Source organism: Polynucleobacter nymphae, from assembly GCF_018882155.1.
Taxonomy (GTDB): domain Bacteria; phylum Pseudomonadota; class Gammaproteobacteria; order Burkholderiales; family Burkholderiaceae; genus Polynucleobacter; species Polynucleobacter nymphae.
Window position 1 is genome coordinate 1,573,193 of record NZ_JACVPA010000001.1, and the last position, 16,649, is coordinate 1,589,841.

The following is a 16,649-nucleotide window of genomic DNA, read 5'->3' on the forward strand; positions in this document are numbered from 1 at the left end:
GATCTCTCTTTAAAGCTTACGGTGTGCCAGCGCAGGAAGCTTAGAGCGTACCTCGTTTAATTTATCTTTGCTTAATACCCCGGAAATAAACCCCTCACCCTCAGGAAGAGTGGCTAGGATGTCTCCCCATGGGTCTATCAGCATGGTGTTGCCCCAAGTGCGTCTTTGGTTTTGGTGTATGCCGCCTTGCGCTGAAGCTAAGACGTAACACTGGTTTTCAATAGCGCGAGCCCGCAACAGAATTTCCCAGTGATCTTTACCAGTTGTGTAAGTGAACGCAGCAGGAATGATATGACAATCTACTTGCCCTAGGGCGCGATAGAGTTCTGGAAAACGTAAGTCATAGCAAATGCTCAGGCCAAAGGTCCATTCAGTGCCATGCATACTGATCTTGACAATACTAGGCTCGTCACCAGCCTCAATGGTTTCAGATTCTTGGTAACGCTCTGTGTTCGTTTGAAAGCCAAACAAATGAATCTTGTCGTAACGCCCAACTCTCTGCCCATCTGGATTAAAGACTAGAGTTGTATTCAATACTTTATTGGGATCTTTTGCTTCAAGAGGGATAGTTCCCGCAATTAAATAAATATCACTGTCTTTAGCAATCGCTGCAAGTTCTTCTTGAATCGGACCGCTACCTAATTTTTCTTTGGCACGAACTTTATCTGTGTCTTTAAGCCCCATGATGCAAAAGTACTCTGGTAAAACAGCAAGCTGCGCGCCATCCTGAGCTGCCGCTTGGATAAGCCTCTTAGCCGTTGTTAGGTTCTCTTGTAGTGATGCACTAGACACCATTTGAATCGCAGCGATCTTCAATTCTGTGGAGTTTGCTGATGTGCTCATAAGGTCTGCGTTTGAGGTTTTGGTGTTGGTGCACCGTTAGTACCAGGTTTAGTTTGTTCTTTTAGTAAATCTTTACTTCGTATCGTATTTAAATTTTTAGCATCAATCGGCTGACCCTTTTGATCCAGCGGGATAACCTCTGGCTTATCCCAGGAGCCTTGTACCAAATAGTCGGATTGTAGATTTCGATTAATTTGATTAGTAATAAGGTACTGCCCAACTAATGCGCCTAATCCAACAATCGGGTTAATTGCAAATGCAGCCAAGGAACCAGCAGTAGCGTCAATAGTTGGGAAGATGGTGACACGTAGGTCTTGAGTTTGTTTTGGGACATTGATTTGTCCTGTCATAGCGACTCTAGCCTGGTCTAATCCCATAGTGAATTGCTTAGTTTGGGCAAGGCCATTATTAATGTCAAAGCTGGCATTAATGGTATTGAAAGGCGTACCCTTGCTAACAATATTGCCAAGGCTGCCTTGAAGATCAAATGTGGCAAACCTGAATAGACTTTGAAGACTCAGTACATCTAAAATTTGAGCGTCGCTAGTATTCACTTCTAGCAAGCGGCCCTTTTCAAGAGTTAAATTAACCTTACCAGTCAGGGTTTCATATTTTGGGCTGAAGGGAGAGCCATCCCACTCCGCATTCGCTGTTATTTTGCCTTGACCACCTTCAACTGATTTTTGTGAGCTCCAGTTAGCAATGATGAGACCGGCATCTTTGACGTCCAAGTCGATGTTGATATTGCTATGCTCTTGCTGATTTGCGGTAGCGCCAATCCATTGACCAGAGGTAATTGAGCTGCCTTGCGGATTATTGAACTGAATAGATTCAATAGTGAGTAAATTATTGCTGGTCTTCGTTTTGAACTTGGTTTGGCCAAGATAAGCTTTGGACCAATTGAAATCATCGATAGTTAAGTCAAAACTAGGAATGGCATTAGGTGAGAGTTTACTTTTGCCAACACTATTTTTTTCTACGGATTTGGTAGTTTCGGTGGGAGGGTTCTTAGCAACGTTAGAAATGGGGGCTTCGTCTGGAACTTTGAGGCGATTTAAATGACCGCTGATCAAGCCACTAGCATGTGTTGTGTTGGGTGCTTGGTACTGAATTTGTCCGGCAATGAGGGGTGAGTTGATGCGCATCCGCCAGTCGATATTTTTATTGCTTATAGATAGGTTCATATCTTGCCAGGTACGGTCAAATAATGTGAGTTGCTTAACAGTTGCAGTCACATAAATATTATTTTCGCTATCCTCATCTACTTGTACAGCATCATTTTTCTGTTTTTGCTTTTTGAAAAAATCCAACCAATCATCTAAATTAAGTTCATTACTCGCTAGATTGAGTTGGAACCCAGCTTGAGACAGGTTGGCTGGCGCACCTATCCCTAAGGCATAGCGGAATTCACCCTCACTATTTAAATCTCCTTGAACTGTGTAGATGTCGCCAAGCTTGCCATTCCAGCTAAGGCGATTTGCCCCAGATTGATTGTTAGATATGGTTTTAAGGGTAATTTGACCCGTCATGGGCATGCCTATCAACTTCTTTGCGGGCTCTGGTGCAGCGCTTGCCCAGTCACGCAAATCAAATTTGAGATTGGTCTCGCTACCCGTTTTATTAAAGCTCAAGGTACCTTCGTATTTTGTAGAGCCACTCATTGCCTGAAGAATCGAGGTGGACTCGGTCTTCATCGTCTTGACCAGGTAGTCCTTAATAAAGCTTGCAGTCAGATCGCCCGCAATATTAAAGTTTTGTTTTCCTGGTACTGATGGAGTGCTGCTTATTTTTAAGGAGCCACCCAAGAAGTTGGCGGAGACGTCCTCAAATTCGGGATTGATTTCGGTGATCCGAATTTTGCCATTCAGATTTTCAAGTGGAGGTAAGTTAGACCACTGCGCTTTATTCCCAGTTAATGCTACCTTGATATCAACATTGACGTCGTCATTGTTAGATAGGGGCACCTTTAATCCTAGATCAAGATCAATCGGTCCGCTTACTCGTAAATTCTTTTCTAACCTACTTTGTTTTTTGGCAAATGGAGAGGCAAATAAATATTCCAGCATTTGCGGCGCATTGCCCTGCGCACTGCCGCTTACCGACAAAATCAATTTTTTTGCACTGATATTTGGAATTTCCGCATGAAATTGATTGAGTACAACATCTTTGTAATTAGCCCGAGAAACGTCAACCATAAGCTGGGAGTTTTGCATTGCAAGTATGCCGTTAGCTTTACTAAACGCAGACCATACTCCTTGACTGCTTGGCAATAATGGAACGGGGCTGAAGGTAGCTCCTATGATTGGTAGGTTTAAAGTGAACTCTCCCTGGGCGCTATTGGAGAAGGGGACGCCATTAGGGTCGCCCTTGATATGAAGGCTGCCCTTTTGTATTGTGCCTGCTGAAAATGCTTTACTCAGGTACAGCTGTACATCCTTTCCAATTCCAATAGGTAAGTAGCGGTATGCGGTGGCTAAGTTGGCCCTTGAAAAATCCATATCTAAGGTCATCTGATCCGGTTTTTTAGGGTCACCGATGACGTAATTAAGATTTAGGGTTGTATCTATTTCTGGGTTGCTTAAAGCAAGCTGGTTTGCATTAATGACCCAATTACCCTTTTTCTTCGACCAGGTCACCTGCCCAATTGCCCGATCTAATTTAATTTTAGGGTCGGCTAATAAATTATTAACTTCTAACTCTAAATCCTCAGAGTTAATCGAGAAGCTTCCCTGATTTTGATCGCTAGCAATAGATCCGGAGAGATTTGAGGCGGATGGCATAGATTTATTAATGCCAACAAAGCTCAGGTTTACCAGCTTAGCGCTAACGGAGAAATCTAGCTTGTTGGATTTAAACCAAGCGCCAGGAATATTTAGGGCCGATAAAGGAGATTTACTCTCAGACCAGCGGATATCAAGATCTTGTAACTCACCATCTGCTTGAGAAGCTTTAATCCATTGGTGTACTTTTTTAGATAAGGGTAAATTTAACGCGAATAGGGCAACATCTTCGACCAGAATTTTGGGAGAAGAAAATCCAAACTCTTTAATCTCGCCATCTGCCTCAGGCGGTCTCCAGCTAAAAGTCATTGGGCTTAAATTTTCTAATGGCGCAGTTTTTGAGCTCTCCATGTCTCGCCAAGCAAATGTCTTAGTGGTAACGGAAATCAAACCGCTATCATTTTCTTGGACGAGATTGGTCTCTACTCTACCTAAAGCAATAGCATCTTCATTTTTTTCTAGCTGTACGATGAGATTATCTGCGGCTATATATACTTCCCCGCCATCAGGCTGACCGTTATCAATTTTTAATTTTCCTTTAGAGCTGAGCTTTCCTTCGAGGTTGTTTAGTGGAAGAGAAAACTCTTTTGTAATTTGATCGAGCTTGAGATCGGCTACATCCCAAGAGACGCTCCCAATCCAGTTGCGCCAATTACCAGCTTGTCCACCAAGGTGGTGGACAAAGTCAGCCTTGATTCCTAAGGAGCCATTGGTCCATGGCGTTGTTGCTGATAACATCGCCTGGTGGCTACGAATTCCGTTACTTAACTCCAGATTTTGAATCTGAATAGAGGTGCTTAGTTTTTTATCTAGCTTATCTACCCAAAATAACTTGAGATTACTAACAGCAATCTTATCTTGAGACATGAGCCAATTCTCAAATTCATGACCATTTGACTTTCCATGAATCGGCATTCCAGCGATGCTGATGATGCCTTTGTTATCGCGCTGGGAATAAATTTCAGCGTTTTCAAAGGAGAGCTCGTGAAAATAGGGTGCTAAGTGATAGAAAGAATTCCAACTGAGTTCGCCCCGAATTTTTTTAATCTGCAGTAGTGCTTGTGATTTGTCAGGGCTGTTGAAGCGTAGACCATCGATTTCAAAATCGGGTCTGATGCCAGTCCAAGAGACTCTTAAATCGTCCATGACGACATCTACCCCAAGGCGGGCACTAATCAGTCTTTCTACTGAGGCTTTAGATTTCTCGATTTGGGGCCAAATAATGAAGCGAATGCCAAAGTGACCAATCACAAATAGTGCCAAAACAAAGCCGCAAAGAATGAGGATGCGTTTGCGCCAAGGTCCGCCAGAATCTTGAGGACGTTTAGCAAGCAAACTCTTGAGGCGAGGCGGGATGATATTTTGCAGCATGCCCTCTATTATCCGTCAGCCTTTGGCCAGTCGCCAAGCTTCTGCCATGAAGTTCAGGGTACGGATTAAGATGGTGGAATGGATGATTTTTCTCGGCAAATTGCGTTTCTAGAGCGGCATTCCACGTATGCGCAGCGTTGGCTGAATGCTCACCCCGAATGGCTTGACTGGCTAAAGACTTGCAGACAGCAAAAGGTTGATCTTCAGGGTATCCAAGATTTATTGAAACCCTGTGGGCTTACTCAGCAGGGGGCAGTGCTAGATGAAGCGCAATTTATGGCTAATTTACGGCTGGCCAGACAGCGCTTAATGATTTGGATAGCCTTTCGGGATCTAAATGGAATGGCGAGCTTAGATGAAGTCACTCATGCCTTGAGTCATTTCGCGCAGTTGGCCGTGACAGACTCTATTGCCTTTATCCATGAAGATTTAAAAAGTCGGTTTGGACTTCCGTGGAGCAAGCCAAATAATGCCGAGATGCCGCTAATGGTTGTAGGGATGGGTAAATTGGGCGGTCTTGAATTGAACCTCTCATCTGATATCGATTTGATTTTCTTATATGAGCATGAAGGTGAGACCGAGGGCGGACCCAAAAGTCTTTCAAACCACGAATGGTTTTCTCGCATGGGCAAACGTTTAATCAAGCTTTTATCTGAGCACGATGAAAATGGTTTTGTTTTTCGGGTAGATATGCGTTTACGTCCTAATGGGGATTCTGGACCACTAGTATGTAGCTTAGACATGCTTGAAGAATATCTTTTAGTGCAAGGCAGAGAGTGGGAGCGCTATGCCTGGATTAAAGGCCGCTTGATCGCGCCAGCGCCAGGATCTCTAGAGTATGTTTACTGCGCAAAGGAGTTGGAGCAGCTGATTCGTCCGTTTGTATATCGACGGCATTTGGATTATGGCGTGATTGCCTCTATCCGAGATTTGCATGCGCAGATTCAACATGAGGCTGATAAAAGATCAGCTGGGCATCAGGGACGTTCACGCGACATTAAGTTAGGCCGCGGCGGTATTCGAGAGATTGAATTTCTGGCGCAAATGTTTCAGTTAATGCGTGGCGGTACTGACCCTCGCTTTAGGGTCTGCCCTACTTTAGAGGTTCTCAGTCTGATTAGTCAGCAAGGCATCTTACCTGCAGAAGAAGTAGAGGCCTTAAAAGCAGCCTATGTCTTTTTAAGACGCCTAGAGCATCGTATCCAAGTTTGGGATGACCAACAAACCCACTACCTGCCAGATGATGAGTTAGTTCGCTCGCGCTTGGCGATGTCAATGGCGGGGAGAGATCTCGACCATGACAGCAAATCTTTTATGGCCAAGTTGGATCTTCACCAAAATAATGTTGCTCGTCTTTTTGAGAAAGCTTTCTTGTTAGACGACGCCTCCCGGTTAGAGCTCGCCCCTCTCGATTTAAGTTGGGAGCCAGATGAGCAATATTTCCCGCAAACTCTTGTGCGTTGGAGTGGATGGGTTGATGGCCCAAAGCAAAGACAATTACCCGAGAAAAGTCGACTCATCTTTGATAATTTGATGCGTAAAGCTGCAGAAAGTTTGCAGCTTGCTGGTAGCGATCAAGCGCATGCCGATCAAACCTTACTCCGTTTTTTTGATTTGCTCGAAGCAATTGCAAGACGTAGTGCTTACCTGTCGATTTTGGCCGAATATCCAAGAGCGCTTTTGAATGTGCTGGATTTGCTAAAAGCTTCTCAATGGGGCGCACAGTACCTTACACGACACCCACATTTATTGGATCACTTGCTCCATTCAGGGACTGAGAAGGCTTTAATCGAGCAACCCGAAGAATATTGGCGAGAAGTAAGAGCCAATTTGAATATGCGTCTAGATGATGTCATGACCGATGGTGATGATTCAGAGCAGGCCATGGATATTTTGCGTGTGACCCACCACAACGAGACATTTATTACGCTTTTGGCGGATCTTGGGATTGGTGTTGATAAGCCTCTCGCTGTTGAAAAGGTGAGCGACCATTTATCTGCTCTGGCAGATCTGATATTGCAGACTACTTTTGAACGTGTATGGCCAGGTGTAGCTCAGAAGTTTGGCTTACCCAAAGATTTGCTTGCACCATTTGCAATGATTTCTTATGGGAAGTTGGGGGGTAAAGAGCTTGGGTACGCTTCTGATCTGGATTTGGTATTTTTGTATCAATCAGAAGAGTCTGACTATGCCGCCCAAGAAATTTATGCGCTTTTAGCTAAACGCATGATTAACTGGTTAACGTCATTTACATCTACTGGTAGTTTGTTTGAAATTGATACCCGGCTTCGCCCTAATGGAACAGCTGGGTTTTTAGTGACCAATGCTGAGGCTTTTAAAAAGTATCAAATGCGTGAGGGAGATAACACTGCCTGGGTCTGGGAGCATCAAGCTTTAACTAGGGCGCGTTTTTCTGCTGGTAATCCAGCCGTTGGTGCAGAGTTTGACCTTGTGCGTTCGGAAGTATTAAGCCAGCAACGCAAGATTGCTCAGCTTCGTACTGAAATTTTGGAGATGCGCCGCAAAGTTCATGCTGGCCATCCTAATGCCAGTGTCGAGTTTGATTTAAAACATGACTCTGGCGGTATGGTGGATATTGAATTTATTGTGCAGTTCTTAGTCTTAGCTTACTCGCATCAATACCCACAACTAGTTGGTAATCTGGGCAATATTGCCTTGCTTCGCATTGCTGGAGAAGCGAGTTTGATCGACCAAAAAATTGCTAGCTCCGTTGGCGATGCCTATCGTCTCTTGAGATCGCGTCAACATCGCTTACGTTTGGATGGGGCCGAGAAAACACGCATTAATCTTGCAAATGAGCCTGAATTAAGTGCTGCTAGAGCTGCTGTTGTGGCACTCTGGCTAGAAATCTTTCAAGCGCCTTCTGATAATGAGTAAGTTTTAGCTTTGCTCAAGCAACTCGCGCGCATGGCGACGGGTGGTATCAGTGATTGTTGCACCACCCAACATACGCGCTACTTCTTCAACGCGTTCCGCTCTAGCTAAAGGCTGGACTTGTGAAATAGTTTTATCGCCACTCTGTGATTTGCTGACTTTAAGGTGGTGATTTCCCTGTGCTGCAACTTGAGGTAAATGCGTCACACACAAGATTTGATGAGATTGTCCTAATTGGTGTAATAGCTTGCCAACCGTTTCTGCAACAGCGCCACCAATGCCTGCATCGACTTCGTCAAATATTAAAGTAGGGGTGAATGAAGCTTTGCTGGTAATCACGCTAATTGCTAGGCTGATACGAGCAAGCTCGCCACCAGAGGCAACTTTAGCTAAGGAGCGCGGGGTGCTACCAGCGTGCCCTGCAACCAAAAATTCAACTTGCTCTAAGCCATGCGAGCCGCCCTCACTAAGCGGTGTCAGGGCAATTTCTATTTTGCCGCCTACCATTGAGAGATCCTGCATTGCATCAGTTACTAATTTCCCCAGTTCGGATGCAGCGCCACCCCGTTTTTGCGATAGCTGTTTTGCAAGCTTGAGATAAGCAGCTTCTTCTTGCTTCACTTTTTCGCGTAAGGCCTCAATATTTTGTGATGCTGCTAGGGCATCTAAGCGCTCAGCAGTTTCGAGAAGAAGTGCTGGTAGTGCATCTGCCTCAGTGCGATATTTTCGAGCCGCGCTATGTAGTGCTTGCATACGCTCTTCAACTTGGGCTAGTCGTGCTGGGTCAAGATCTACTTTTTGCAAATATCGATTGAGGCTATGAATTGCTTCATCTAATTGAATTTGTGCAGATTCAAGGGCTTCACTAATATCGCTAAGAGATGGATCGTGCTCTGCCAATGCGCCGATAGTGCTGCACACCTTGGTGAGGCTCGATTCAATCGAGTTATCGGCATCACTTAAGACTTCAATAGCCTCTTGGCAGCCACCAATAATTTTAGCGCCATTGGCAAGCCGCGCATGCTCAACTTGAATGCTTACCCATTCATTTTCTTGAGGTGATAACTCATTAAGCTCCTCAAGTTGCCACTCTAAGCGCTCACGCTCACGCTCAATATCCTGCCCTGCATTTTCTGCTTGCTCTAAGCGACGACGTGAATCGTTCAGAGTTTTAAAGGCTTGTGCTACCTCAGTAGCAAGGGGCAATAAGCCAGCATGACGATCTAGCAGTTCACGTTGGGCACCGCCCTTCAGTAATAGTTGGTGCGCATGTTGTCCATGAATATCAACCAGTTGATCACCTGCCTCACGCAGTTGCGCCAAAGTAGCAACGCTGCCATTAATAAAAGCACGACTTCTACCGCCGCTTTCTACAGTTCTTTTGAGTAAGAGACTTTGGCCATTATCCTCAATGGGAAAGCCCTGATCATCCAGCCATTTGCCAAAAGATTGAACCAGTTCTGGATCAATTCGAAAGAGAGCGGAGATTTCTGCTCGGCTGCTACCCTCTCGAATTTGGCTGCTATCAGCACGCTCCCCTAAAACTAGACTAAGAGCATCTAGAAGAATGGATTTGCCAGCACCAGTTTCACCGGTCAGGACAGTAAAGCCAGCAGAAAAGTCCAGCTCAAGCTGATCGACAATGACGAAATCACGAAGTGAGATAGTTTGAAGCATGTATTAGCGTAGCAAATAACTCGACATCAGAATGTCGATGGGTATTCATTCCAATGCAATTTCTCACGCAAAGTTTTGTAGTCGCTGTGATTGCTAGGGTGTAAAAGGGCGATTGTTTTATCGGATTGACGTACTTCAATCTTGTCGCCGCCCTGTAAGTTAGTTTGCGATTGCATATCAAAATTGACGATCACCCCAAGTCCATTGATTACCTCAATCACTGTGATACTGTCTTGCGGCAAGACAATCGGCCGATTAGAAAGCGAGTGGGGGGCAATTGGTACTAGCAAAATACCTGCAACGTGGGGATGCAAAATAGGGCCACCGGCAGATAATGCGTATGCGGTTGAGCCAGTCGGCGTGGAAATAATCAAGCCGTCAGAACGTTGGTTGTACATGAAAGAACCGTTGACGTGCACAGCTAGTTCTACCATTCCAGAAATACCAGAGCGATTCACGACAACATCATTCAGTGCTAACGCGCGATTAATTGTTTTGCCGTTACGAATGACGACCGCATCAAGTAATGTCCGGGTGTCGGCTTCATATTCGCCAGCGATAATTTTGGGTAAAGTATCTTTTACCGACTGAATGGGAATATCCGTCATGTAGCCAAGACGACCCATATTGATTCCTACGAGCGGGACATTGCTGCCTGCTAATTGACGTCCAATGCCCAGCATGGTTCCATCGCCACCCAAGACAACCACCAGGTCAATAGCTCCCGCAAAGTCTTGGGGGGATTTAATAGGGTAGCCGTTCATACCAAGATGAGCGGCAGTAGCAGACTCAATAAAAACCTCACAACCCAGGCCTAAGACTAGTTTGGCGAGGTCTTTGAGGCGCTCTTCAATGCCGTCAGCCTGAAATTTGCCGACGAGCGCCACCCGGCTAAATGCCTTCTTGGAGGAATTGGGGGATGGGCTTAACATATAACGATTAAACCATAGGCATAAAATCCCTTCCACCATGGATGAACGTTCCCGCGCTTTACTAAAAACCCTCATCGAGCGTTATATCGAGGAGGGCCAGCCTATTGGCTCTCGTACGCTATCTAGATTCTCGGGTTTAGACCTTTCGGCGGCCACTATTCGCAATGTGATGGCAGATCTAGAAGATATGGGCCTAGTCACCAGCCCCCATACTTCCGCAGGCCGAATTCCGACTCCAAGAGGCTATCGCTTATTTGTAGACACCATGGTCACGGTTCGCCCCCTTGAGGAAATTGCTACCCGTGAACTGGAAAGAGGGCTCTTGCCAGACTCTCCTCAACGGGTTTTGAGTTCTGCCGCTCAAATCTTGTCGAACTTAAGTCATTTTGCTGGGGTTGTAATGACTCCAAAGCGAGCCCAAGTTTTTAAGCATATTGAGTTTTTACGCTTAGGCGAAGGCAAGATCTTATTGATTATGGTGACCCCAGAGGGAGATGTGCAAAATCGAATTTTGCCAACGACTCAGGATTACACTCCCAGTCAATTAATTGAGGCTGGCAATTACATCAATGCACAGTTTGCTGGAAAAAGTTTTGATCAAGTGCGCCTGCATCTTAAAGCCGACTTGGATAATTTAAGAGCAGATATTTCTGGCTTAATGACTTTGGCCCTACAAAGTGGTGTTGCTGAATACGATATGAGTCAAGGCGACATGGTGCTATCTGGTGAGCGGCGCTTATTGAATGTTGGTGATTTGAGCTCTAACCTGGATAAGCTACGCAAGATGTTTGACATGCTGGAGCAAAAATCGGTATTGATGCAATTGCTTGATGTATCGAGTCATGCCGACGGCATTCAAATCTTTATTGGTGGCGAAAGCGACTTATTACCCTACGAAGACTTGGCAGTGATTAGTGCGCCATATAGCGTAGACGGCCAGATCGTCGGTACTTTGGGGGTAATTGGCCCAACCCGTATGGCTTATGACCGGGTCATTCCTATTGTGGATATCACCTCCAAGCTATTATCAGGTGCGCTGAGCTCCTAAAATGATATTCATTAGAGATAGATTATTTTGAATCAAAACCCACACCTACGTGCTACTAAGACGGCAGTCCTACTGTTGAACTTAGGTACACCATCTGCGCCAACTTCAAAAGCGGTGAGAGCGTATTTAAAAGAATTTCTCTCTGATCCTCGCGTCGTAGAAATACCGCGCTTTATCTGGCGATTTATTTTGAATGTCATTATTTTGCCGATTCGTAGCAATACTTCAGCAAAAAAATATGCATCCATTTGGATGCCACAACTGGGTTCGCCCCTGATGCATTACTCTCGGTTACAAGCAAAAGAGCTGGCTGATAAATTTGCGAATGAGGGGCACATTGTTTTAGTTGATCTGGCGATGCGCTATGGCAAACCTTCTACCCAGGAAGTCTTGGAGAGCTTGAAGGAGCAAGGGATGGAGCGATTGCTCCTGTTACCTTTATATCCCCAATACTCGGCGACCACTACTGCATCGAGCTTTGATGAAGTTTTTCGAGTACTAGGTACTTGGAGAAATCAACCCGAGCTCCGCTTAGTCAAACACTATCACGACAACCCAGCGTATATTGCAGCGCTTCGTGATCAGGTACTAAGTGCCTGGGACAGGGATGGTAATCCGGATTTTGCAAGAGGTGATCGCTTCGTCATGTCTTTTCATGGCTTACCTAAGCGCAATTTGATGCAGGGTGATCCTTATCACTGTGAGTGCTTGAAAACAGGGCGCTTACTCGGAGAGGCTTTAGGTTTAGAGCCAGGGCAGTACATTGTTACTTTTCAGTCTCGATTTGGTAAAGCTGAATGGTTGAAGCCGTATACCGCACCAACTATTGAGAAGCTAGCAAAAGAAGGTTGCTCTCGAGTCGATGTTTTTTGCCCAGGATTTCCGGCAGACTGTTTGGAGACTTTGGAAGAAATTGGGATGGAAGCAAAAGAAATATTCTTAGATCACGGCGGCAAGGACTATCGCTATATTCCTTGCTTAAACAGTAATCCAAAATGGATCGATGCCCTGCGTGACATAGCTTATCAGCACTTGTTAGGCTGGACCTTGGGAGTCGAATCCGCGGATGTTTTGACTCAGCGTGCAAAAAGAGCGGACTTGGCTGACAAAGCAAAGACTTGAAATTGAATAGAATGTCCCAATATTAAAAAGCACTAGCTTTAGATAAAGCAACATTAGGTAGAACAAAATACAGAAAAGTGAATCAGCGTCCATGACACCAGAAAATCAACCTCCAAATCCAGAGCAAGAAAACTCCTCGGCACAGACTCCGGCTGAAGCAGTACCTGAAGAAGCCGCTGTTAAGACGCCAGAGCAAGAGATTGCAGAACTTAATCAAAAAATTGGTGAGCTGGAAGATAGCTTCTTGCGCGCCAAAGCTGAAGGTGAAAATATTCGTCGCCGTGCCGTTGAGGATATTGCTAAGGCACATAAGTTTGCAATTGAGAGTTTTGCTGAACATTTAGTGCCGGTGACTGATAGTCTGTACGCAGCTTTGAGTACAGAGACTGGCGATGCTAAGGCTTTTAAAGAGGGTCTAGAAATTACGCTAAAGCAGCTCCTGTCTGCTTTTGATAAAGGCCGCATGACTGAAATTAATCCTGCGGTAGGGGATAAGTTTGATCCACACCATCATCAGGCAATTGCTTCTGTTCCATCTGAGCAAGAGGCCAATACCGTGGTTTCTGTATTGCAACGGGGTTATACCGTGGCTGACCGGGTACTCAGGCCTGCTTTAGTCACAGTAAGCGCCCCCAAATAAACTAAAAATTAGGGCTTAAACCCTCATAAAAGCATCAAAAAGGCAGATTTCTGCCTTTTTTGCTATTCCAGCCCTTGAATTTGCCTTTTTAGGCCCCATTTACTGGGTATTGGAATATTTACATTAGAAGCACAACAAAGTAACTTAATTTTTTGGAGCAATTATGGGAAAGATTATCGGAATCGACTTAGGAACCACTAACTCGTGCGTTTCAGTCGTTGAAAACAATGCACCTAAAGTTGTCGAGAATGCAGAAGGTGGGCGTACAACTCCATCCATCATCGCCTATCTTGAAGATGGCGAAGTATTAGTTGGCGCACCCGCTAAGCGTCAGTCAGTCACCAACCCAAAGAACACTATTTACGCTGTCAAGCGTTTAATGGGTCGTAAGTTCACTGATGCTGAAGTGCAAAAAGACATCGGCCTCATGCCTTATTCAATCATCCAAGCAGAGAACGGTGATGCTTGGGTTGAAGCACGCGATAAGAAAATGGCGCCACAACAAGTGTCCGCTGAAATTTTGCGCAAGATGAAAAAGACTGCTGAAGACTATCTTGGCGAAGAGGTAACAGAAGCAGTGATTACTGTGCCTGCTTACTTTAACGATAGCCAACGTCAAGCAACTAAAGATGCCGGTCGTATTGCTGGTTTAGATGTCAAGCGCATCATTAATGAGCCTACTGCTGCAGCATTGGCATTTGGCTTAGACAAACAAGACAAAGTGGATCGCAAGATTGCTGTCTATGACTTAGGTGGTGGCACCTTTGATGTATCCATCATTGAAATTGCTAACGTTGACGGTGAGAAGCAATTTGAAGTGCTCTCTACCAACGGCGATACTTTCTTGGGTGGTGAAGACTTCGACCAACGCATCATTGACTGGATCATTGCTGAGTTCAAAAAGGAACAAGGTGTAGATTTGAGCAAAGACGTATTGGCATTACAGCGCTTAAAAGATGCTGCTGAAAAAGCCAAGATCGAATTGTCATCCGCACAACAAACAGAAATCAACTTACCTTATGTGACGGCTGACGCTAGTGGCCCTAAGCATTTGAATTTGAAACTCACCCGCGCCAAATTAGAATCTTTGGTAGAGGAGTTAATCAACCGTACGGCCGGTCCTTGCTTGACAGCGATTAAAGATGCTGGTGTGAGCACTTCCGATATTGATGATGTCATTTTGGTTGGCGGTCAAACCCGCATGCCTGCGGTTCAGGACAAAGTAAAAGAAATCTTTGGCAAGGAGCCACGCAAAGACGTCAACCCTGATGAAGCAGTTGCTGTTGGTGCTGCGATTCAAGGATCAGTATTGTCTGGTGACCGTAAAGACGTATTACTCTTAGACGTTACCCCATTGTCATTGGGTATCGAAACTCTTGGTGGCGTAATGACTAAGATGATTCCGAAGAATACGACGATTCCAACCAAGCATTCCCAGGTTTATTCGACTGCAGAAGATAACCAGCCTGCGGTAACTATCAAGTGTTTCCAAGGTGAGCGCGAGATGGCTGTAGCTAATAAATTGCTCGGTGAATTTAATCTTGAGGGTATTGCACCTGCACAGCGTGGCATGCCACAAATTGAGGTGACCTTTGATATCGATGCCAATGGTATTTTGCATGTCACTGCAAAAGACAAGACCACTGGTAAAGAGAATAAGATCACTATCAAGGCAAACTCTGGTTTAACCGAAGAAGAGATTGTGCGCATGGTCAAAGATGCCGAGGCGAATGCGGCTGAAGATAAGAAAGTGCTTGAGTTGGTAACGGCTCGTAATACTGCCGATGCTTTGGCTCACTCCACCAAGAAAGCCTTGGAAGAGCATGGCGGCAGCTTAGAAGCTTCAGAGAAAGAAACGATTGAAGCAGCCCTTAAAGAGTTAGATGAAGCAATCAAGGGTAGTGATAAAGCTGTTATTGAAGCAAAGACTGAAGCTTTAGGTAAAGCCAGTCAAAAGCTTGGCGAGAAGGTGGCGGCGGCTGAGCAAGCAAAAGCTGGTGGTGCCGCTCCTGGTGCAGCCCCTGGGGGCGCGCAACAAGCTGCTCCAGATCCTGATGTAGTCGATGCTGACTTTAAAGAGGTGGATGACAAGAAGTAACTAAGTCGTTTAATATTTAAAAGACGCATTCATTAATGTATTTATGAAGTGCTTAAATAACAAGTCGGCCTCGCGCCGACTTGTGTCATTCAGGTAGTTGAGAGGAATTGGTTGTGGCTAAAGGTAAACGCGATTTTTATGAAGTGCTTGGGGTAGCAAAAGGTGCAAGCGATGAAGAGCTTAAAAAAGCCTATCGCAAGATGGCAATGAAGCATCACCCCGATCGCAATCCTGATAGCAAAACAGCTGAGGCCCAATTTAAAGAGGCCAAAGAAGCCTACGAAACACTCACTGATCCTAATAAGCGGGCAGCCTATGATCAATATGGTCATGCTGGTGTTGACCCTTCAATGGGCGGTGGCGGATTCGGTGGCGGCGGATTCGGTGATGCCTTTGGCGATATCTTTGGCGATATCTTCGGTCAGGGTGGCGGCCGCCATTCTGGTCCGCAAGTCTATAAAGGCGCTGACCTTCGCTACAACATGGATATCAGTCTCGAGCAAGCAGCGGAGGGTTACACAACTCAAATTCGCGTGCCGAGCTGGAATAATTGCAAGCCTTGTCATGGCACGGGCGCAGAACCTGGTAGTAAAGCGGAAAAATGTTCTACCTGTGATGGGCATGGCCAAGTGCGTGTGCAACAAGGTTTCTTCTCTATGCAACAGACTTGCCCTAAGTGCCGCGGCACAGGTGAGTACATTCCGAAGCCTTGTAAAACTTGCCACGGTAGCGGTAAACATAAAGAACAAAAAACTCTGGAAATCAAAATTCCAGCGGGTATTGATGATGGTATGCGCGTGCGTTCAGTCGGTAATGGCGAGCCCGGTCTGAATGGCGGACCTTCTGGCGATCTCTACGTAGAAGTTCGTGTTAAGCCACATCCAGTATTTGAGCGTGATGGTAGCGACTTGCATGTACAAATGCCTATCTCATTTGCAACAGCAACCATTGGCGGTCAAATCGAAGTCCCAACTTTATCGGGTCGCGTTGAGTTTCCGATTCCAGAGGGCACGCAGACTGGTAAAACTTTCCGTTTGCGTAATAAAGGTATTAAAGGATTGCGCTCTGCATTGGTAGGCGATCTTTTTGTTCATGTCCTGCTTGAAACACCGGTGAAACTGACTGATGAGCAGAAAAAATTACTTACGCAGTTTGATGAGAATCTGAAATCCGGTGGTGATAAACACAGCCCACAGCAAAAGGGCTGGTTTGATGGGGTGAAGAGCTTTTTTAGTTAAAAATG

General features: G+C 45.4%; 10 protein-coding genes. 6 read left to right on the top strand and 4 right to left on the bottom strand.

The window, feature by feature from the left end; all coding sequences use genetic code 11:
- Positions 1 to 9: 9 nt before the first annotated feature.
- Both ICN29_RS08160 and ICN29_RS08165 read right to left on the bottom strand, forming a co-directional pair.
- A complete protein-coding gene (locus ICN29_RS08160; protein ID WP_216131611.1) occupies positions 10 to 843 on the bottom strand; it encodes a carbon-nitrogen hydrolase family protein in 834 nt (277 codons plus the stop codon).
- Entirely contained in the window at positions 840 to 4,994 is a 4,155-nt protein-coding gene (locus ICN29_RS08165; protein ID WP_216131613.1) for a YhdP family protein, read from the bottom strand. Before ICN29_RS08165 ends, ICN29_RS08160 begins: the two co-directional genes overlap by 4 nt.
- A 78-nt stretch (positions 4,995 to 5,072) precedes the next feature.
- On the opposite strand from ICN29_RS08165, the gene glnE reads away from it, so the two are divergent.
- Entirely contained in the window at positions 5,073 to 7,892 is a 2,820-nt protein-coding gene (gene glnE, locus ICN29_RS08170; RefSeq protein WP_216131617.1) for a bifunctional [glutamate--ammonia ligase]-adenylyl-L-tyrosine phosphorylase/[glutamate--ammonia-ligase] adenylyltransferase, read from the top strand.
- A 3-nt stretch (positions 7,893 to 7,895) separates the two neighbouring features.
- On the opposite strand, the gene recN is transcribed toward glnE, so the two are convergent.
- Complete coding sequence (recN, locus tag ICN29_RS08175; RefSeq protein ID WP_216131620.1) at positions 7,896 to 9,566, bottom strand: DNA repair protein RecN; 1,671 nt, start codon at positions 9,564 to 9,566, stop codon at positions 7,896 to 7,898.
- Positions 9,567 to 9,592: 26 nt separating this feature from the next.
- Positions 9,593 to 10,498, bottom strand: coding sequence for an NAD kinase (locus ICN29_RS08180; RefSeq protein WP_216131622.1), 906 nt, complete (start codon positions 10,496 to 10,498; stop codon positions 9,593 to 9,595).
- A gap of 37 nt (positions 10,499 to 10,535) precedes the next feature.
- Here ICN29_RS08180 and hrcA point away from each other — a divergent pair, with 37 nt between their 5' ends.
- From hrcA to dnaJ, 5 genes are all read left to right on the top strand, one after another.
- Positions 10,536 to 11,546: a heat-inducible transcriptional repressor HrcA gene (hrcA, locus tag ICN29_RS08185; RefSeq protein ID WP_216131624.1), complete on the top strand. Its 1,011-nt coding sequence runs from the start codon at positions 10,536 to 10,538 to the stop codon at positions 11,544 to 11,546.
- 27 nt (positions 11,547 to 11,573) lie between these two features.
- Positions 11,574 to 12,668: a ferrochelatase gene (hemH, locus tag ICN29_RS08190; RefSeq protein ID WP_216131626.1), complete on the top strand. Its 1,095-nt coding sequence runs from the start codon at positions 11,574 to 11,576 to the stop codon at positions 12,666 to 12,668.
- 67 nt (positions 12,669 to 12,735) lie between these two features.
- Positions 12,736 to 13,308, top strand: a complete 573-nt coding sequence (gene grpE / locus ICN29_RS08195; protein ID WP_369411658.1) for a nucleotide exchange factor GrpE — start codon at positions 12,736 to 12,738, stop codon at positions 13,306 to 13,308.
- Positions 13,309 to 13,471: 163 nt separating this feature from the next.
- Entirely contained in the window at positions 13,472 to 15,406 is a 1,935-nt protein-coding gene (gene dnaK, locus ICN29_RS08200) for a molecular chaperone DnaK (protein ID WP_216131632.1), read from the top strand.
- A gap of 113 nt (positions 15,407 to 15,519) precedes the next feature.
- A complete protein-coding gene (dnaJ, locus tag ICN29_RS08205) occupies positions 15,520 to 16,644 on the top strand; it encodes a molecular chaperone DnaJ (protein WP_216131635.1) in 1,125 nt (374 codons plus the stop codon).
- The last annotated feature ends 5 nt before the right edge of the window (positions 16,645 to 16,649 follow it).

What these genes read in the sequence shown, in the direction of transcription:
- dnaK (WP_216131632.1), top strand. Translation starts at nt 13,472, where the DNA reads ATGGGAAAGATTATCGGAATCGACTTAGGAACCACTAACTCGTGCGTT.
- recN (WP_216131620.1), bottom strand. Translation starts at nt 9,566, where the DNA reads ATGCTTCAAACTATCTCACTTCGTGATTTCGTCATTGTCGATCAGCTT.
- ICN29_RS08180 (WP_216131622.1), bottom strand. Translation starts at nt 10,498, where the DNA reads ATGTTAAGCCCATCCCCCAATTCCTCCAAGAAGGCATTTAGCCGGGTG.
- glnE (WP_216131617.1), top strand. Translation starts at nt 5,073, where the DNA reads ATGGATGATTTTTCTCGGCAAATTGCGTTTCTAGAGCGGCATTCCACG.
- ICN29_RS08160 (WP_216131611.1), bottom strand. Translation starts at nt 843, where the DNA reads ATGAGCACATCAGCAAACTCCACAGAATTGAAGATCGCTGCGATTCAA.
- ICN29_RS08165 (WP_216131613.1), bottom strand. Translation starts at nt 4,994, where the DNA reads ATGCTGCAAAATATCATCCCGCCTCGCCTCAAGAGTTTGCTTGCTAAA.
- hrcA (WP_216131624.1), top strand. Translation starts at nt 10,536, where the DNA reads ATGGATGAACGTTCCCGCGCTTTACTAAAAACCCTCATCGAGCGTTAT.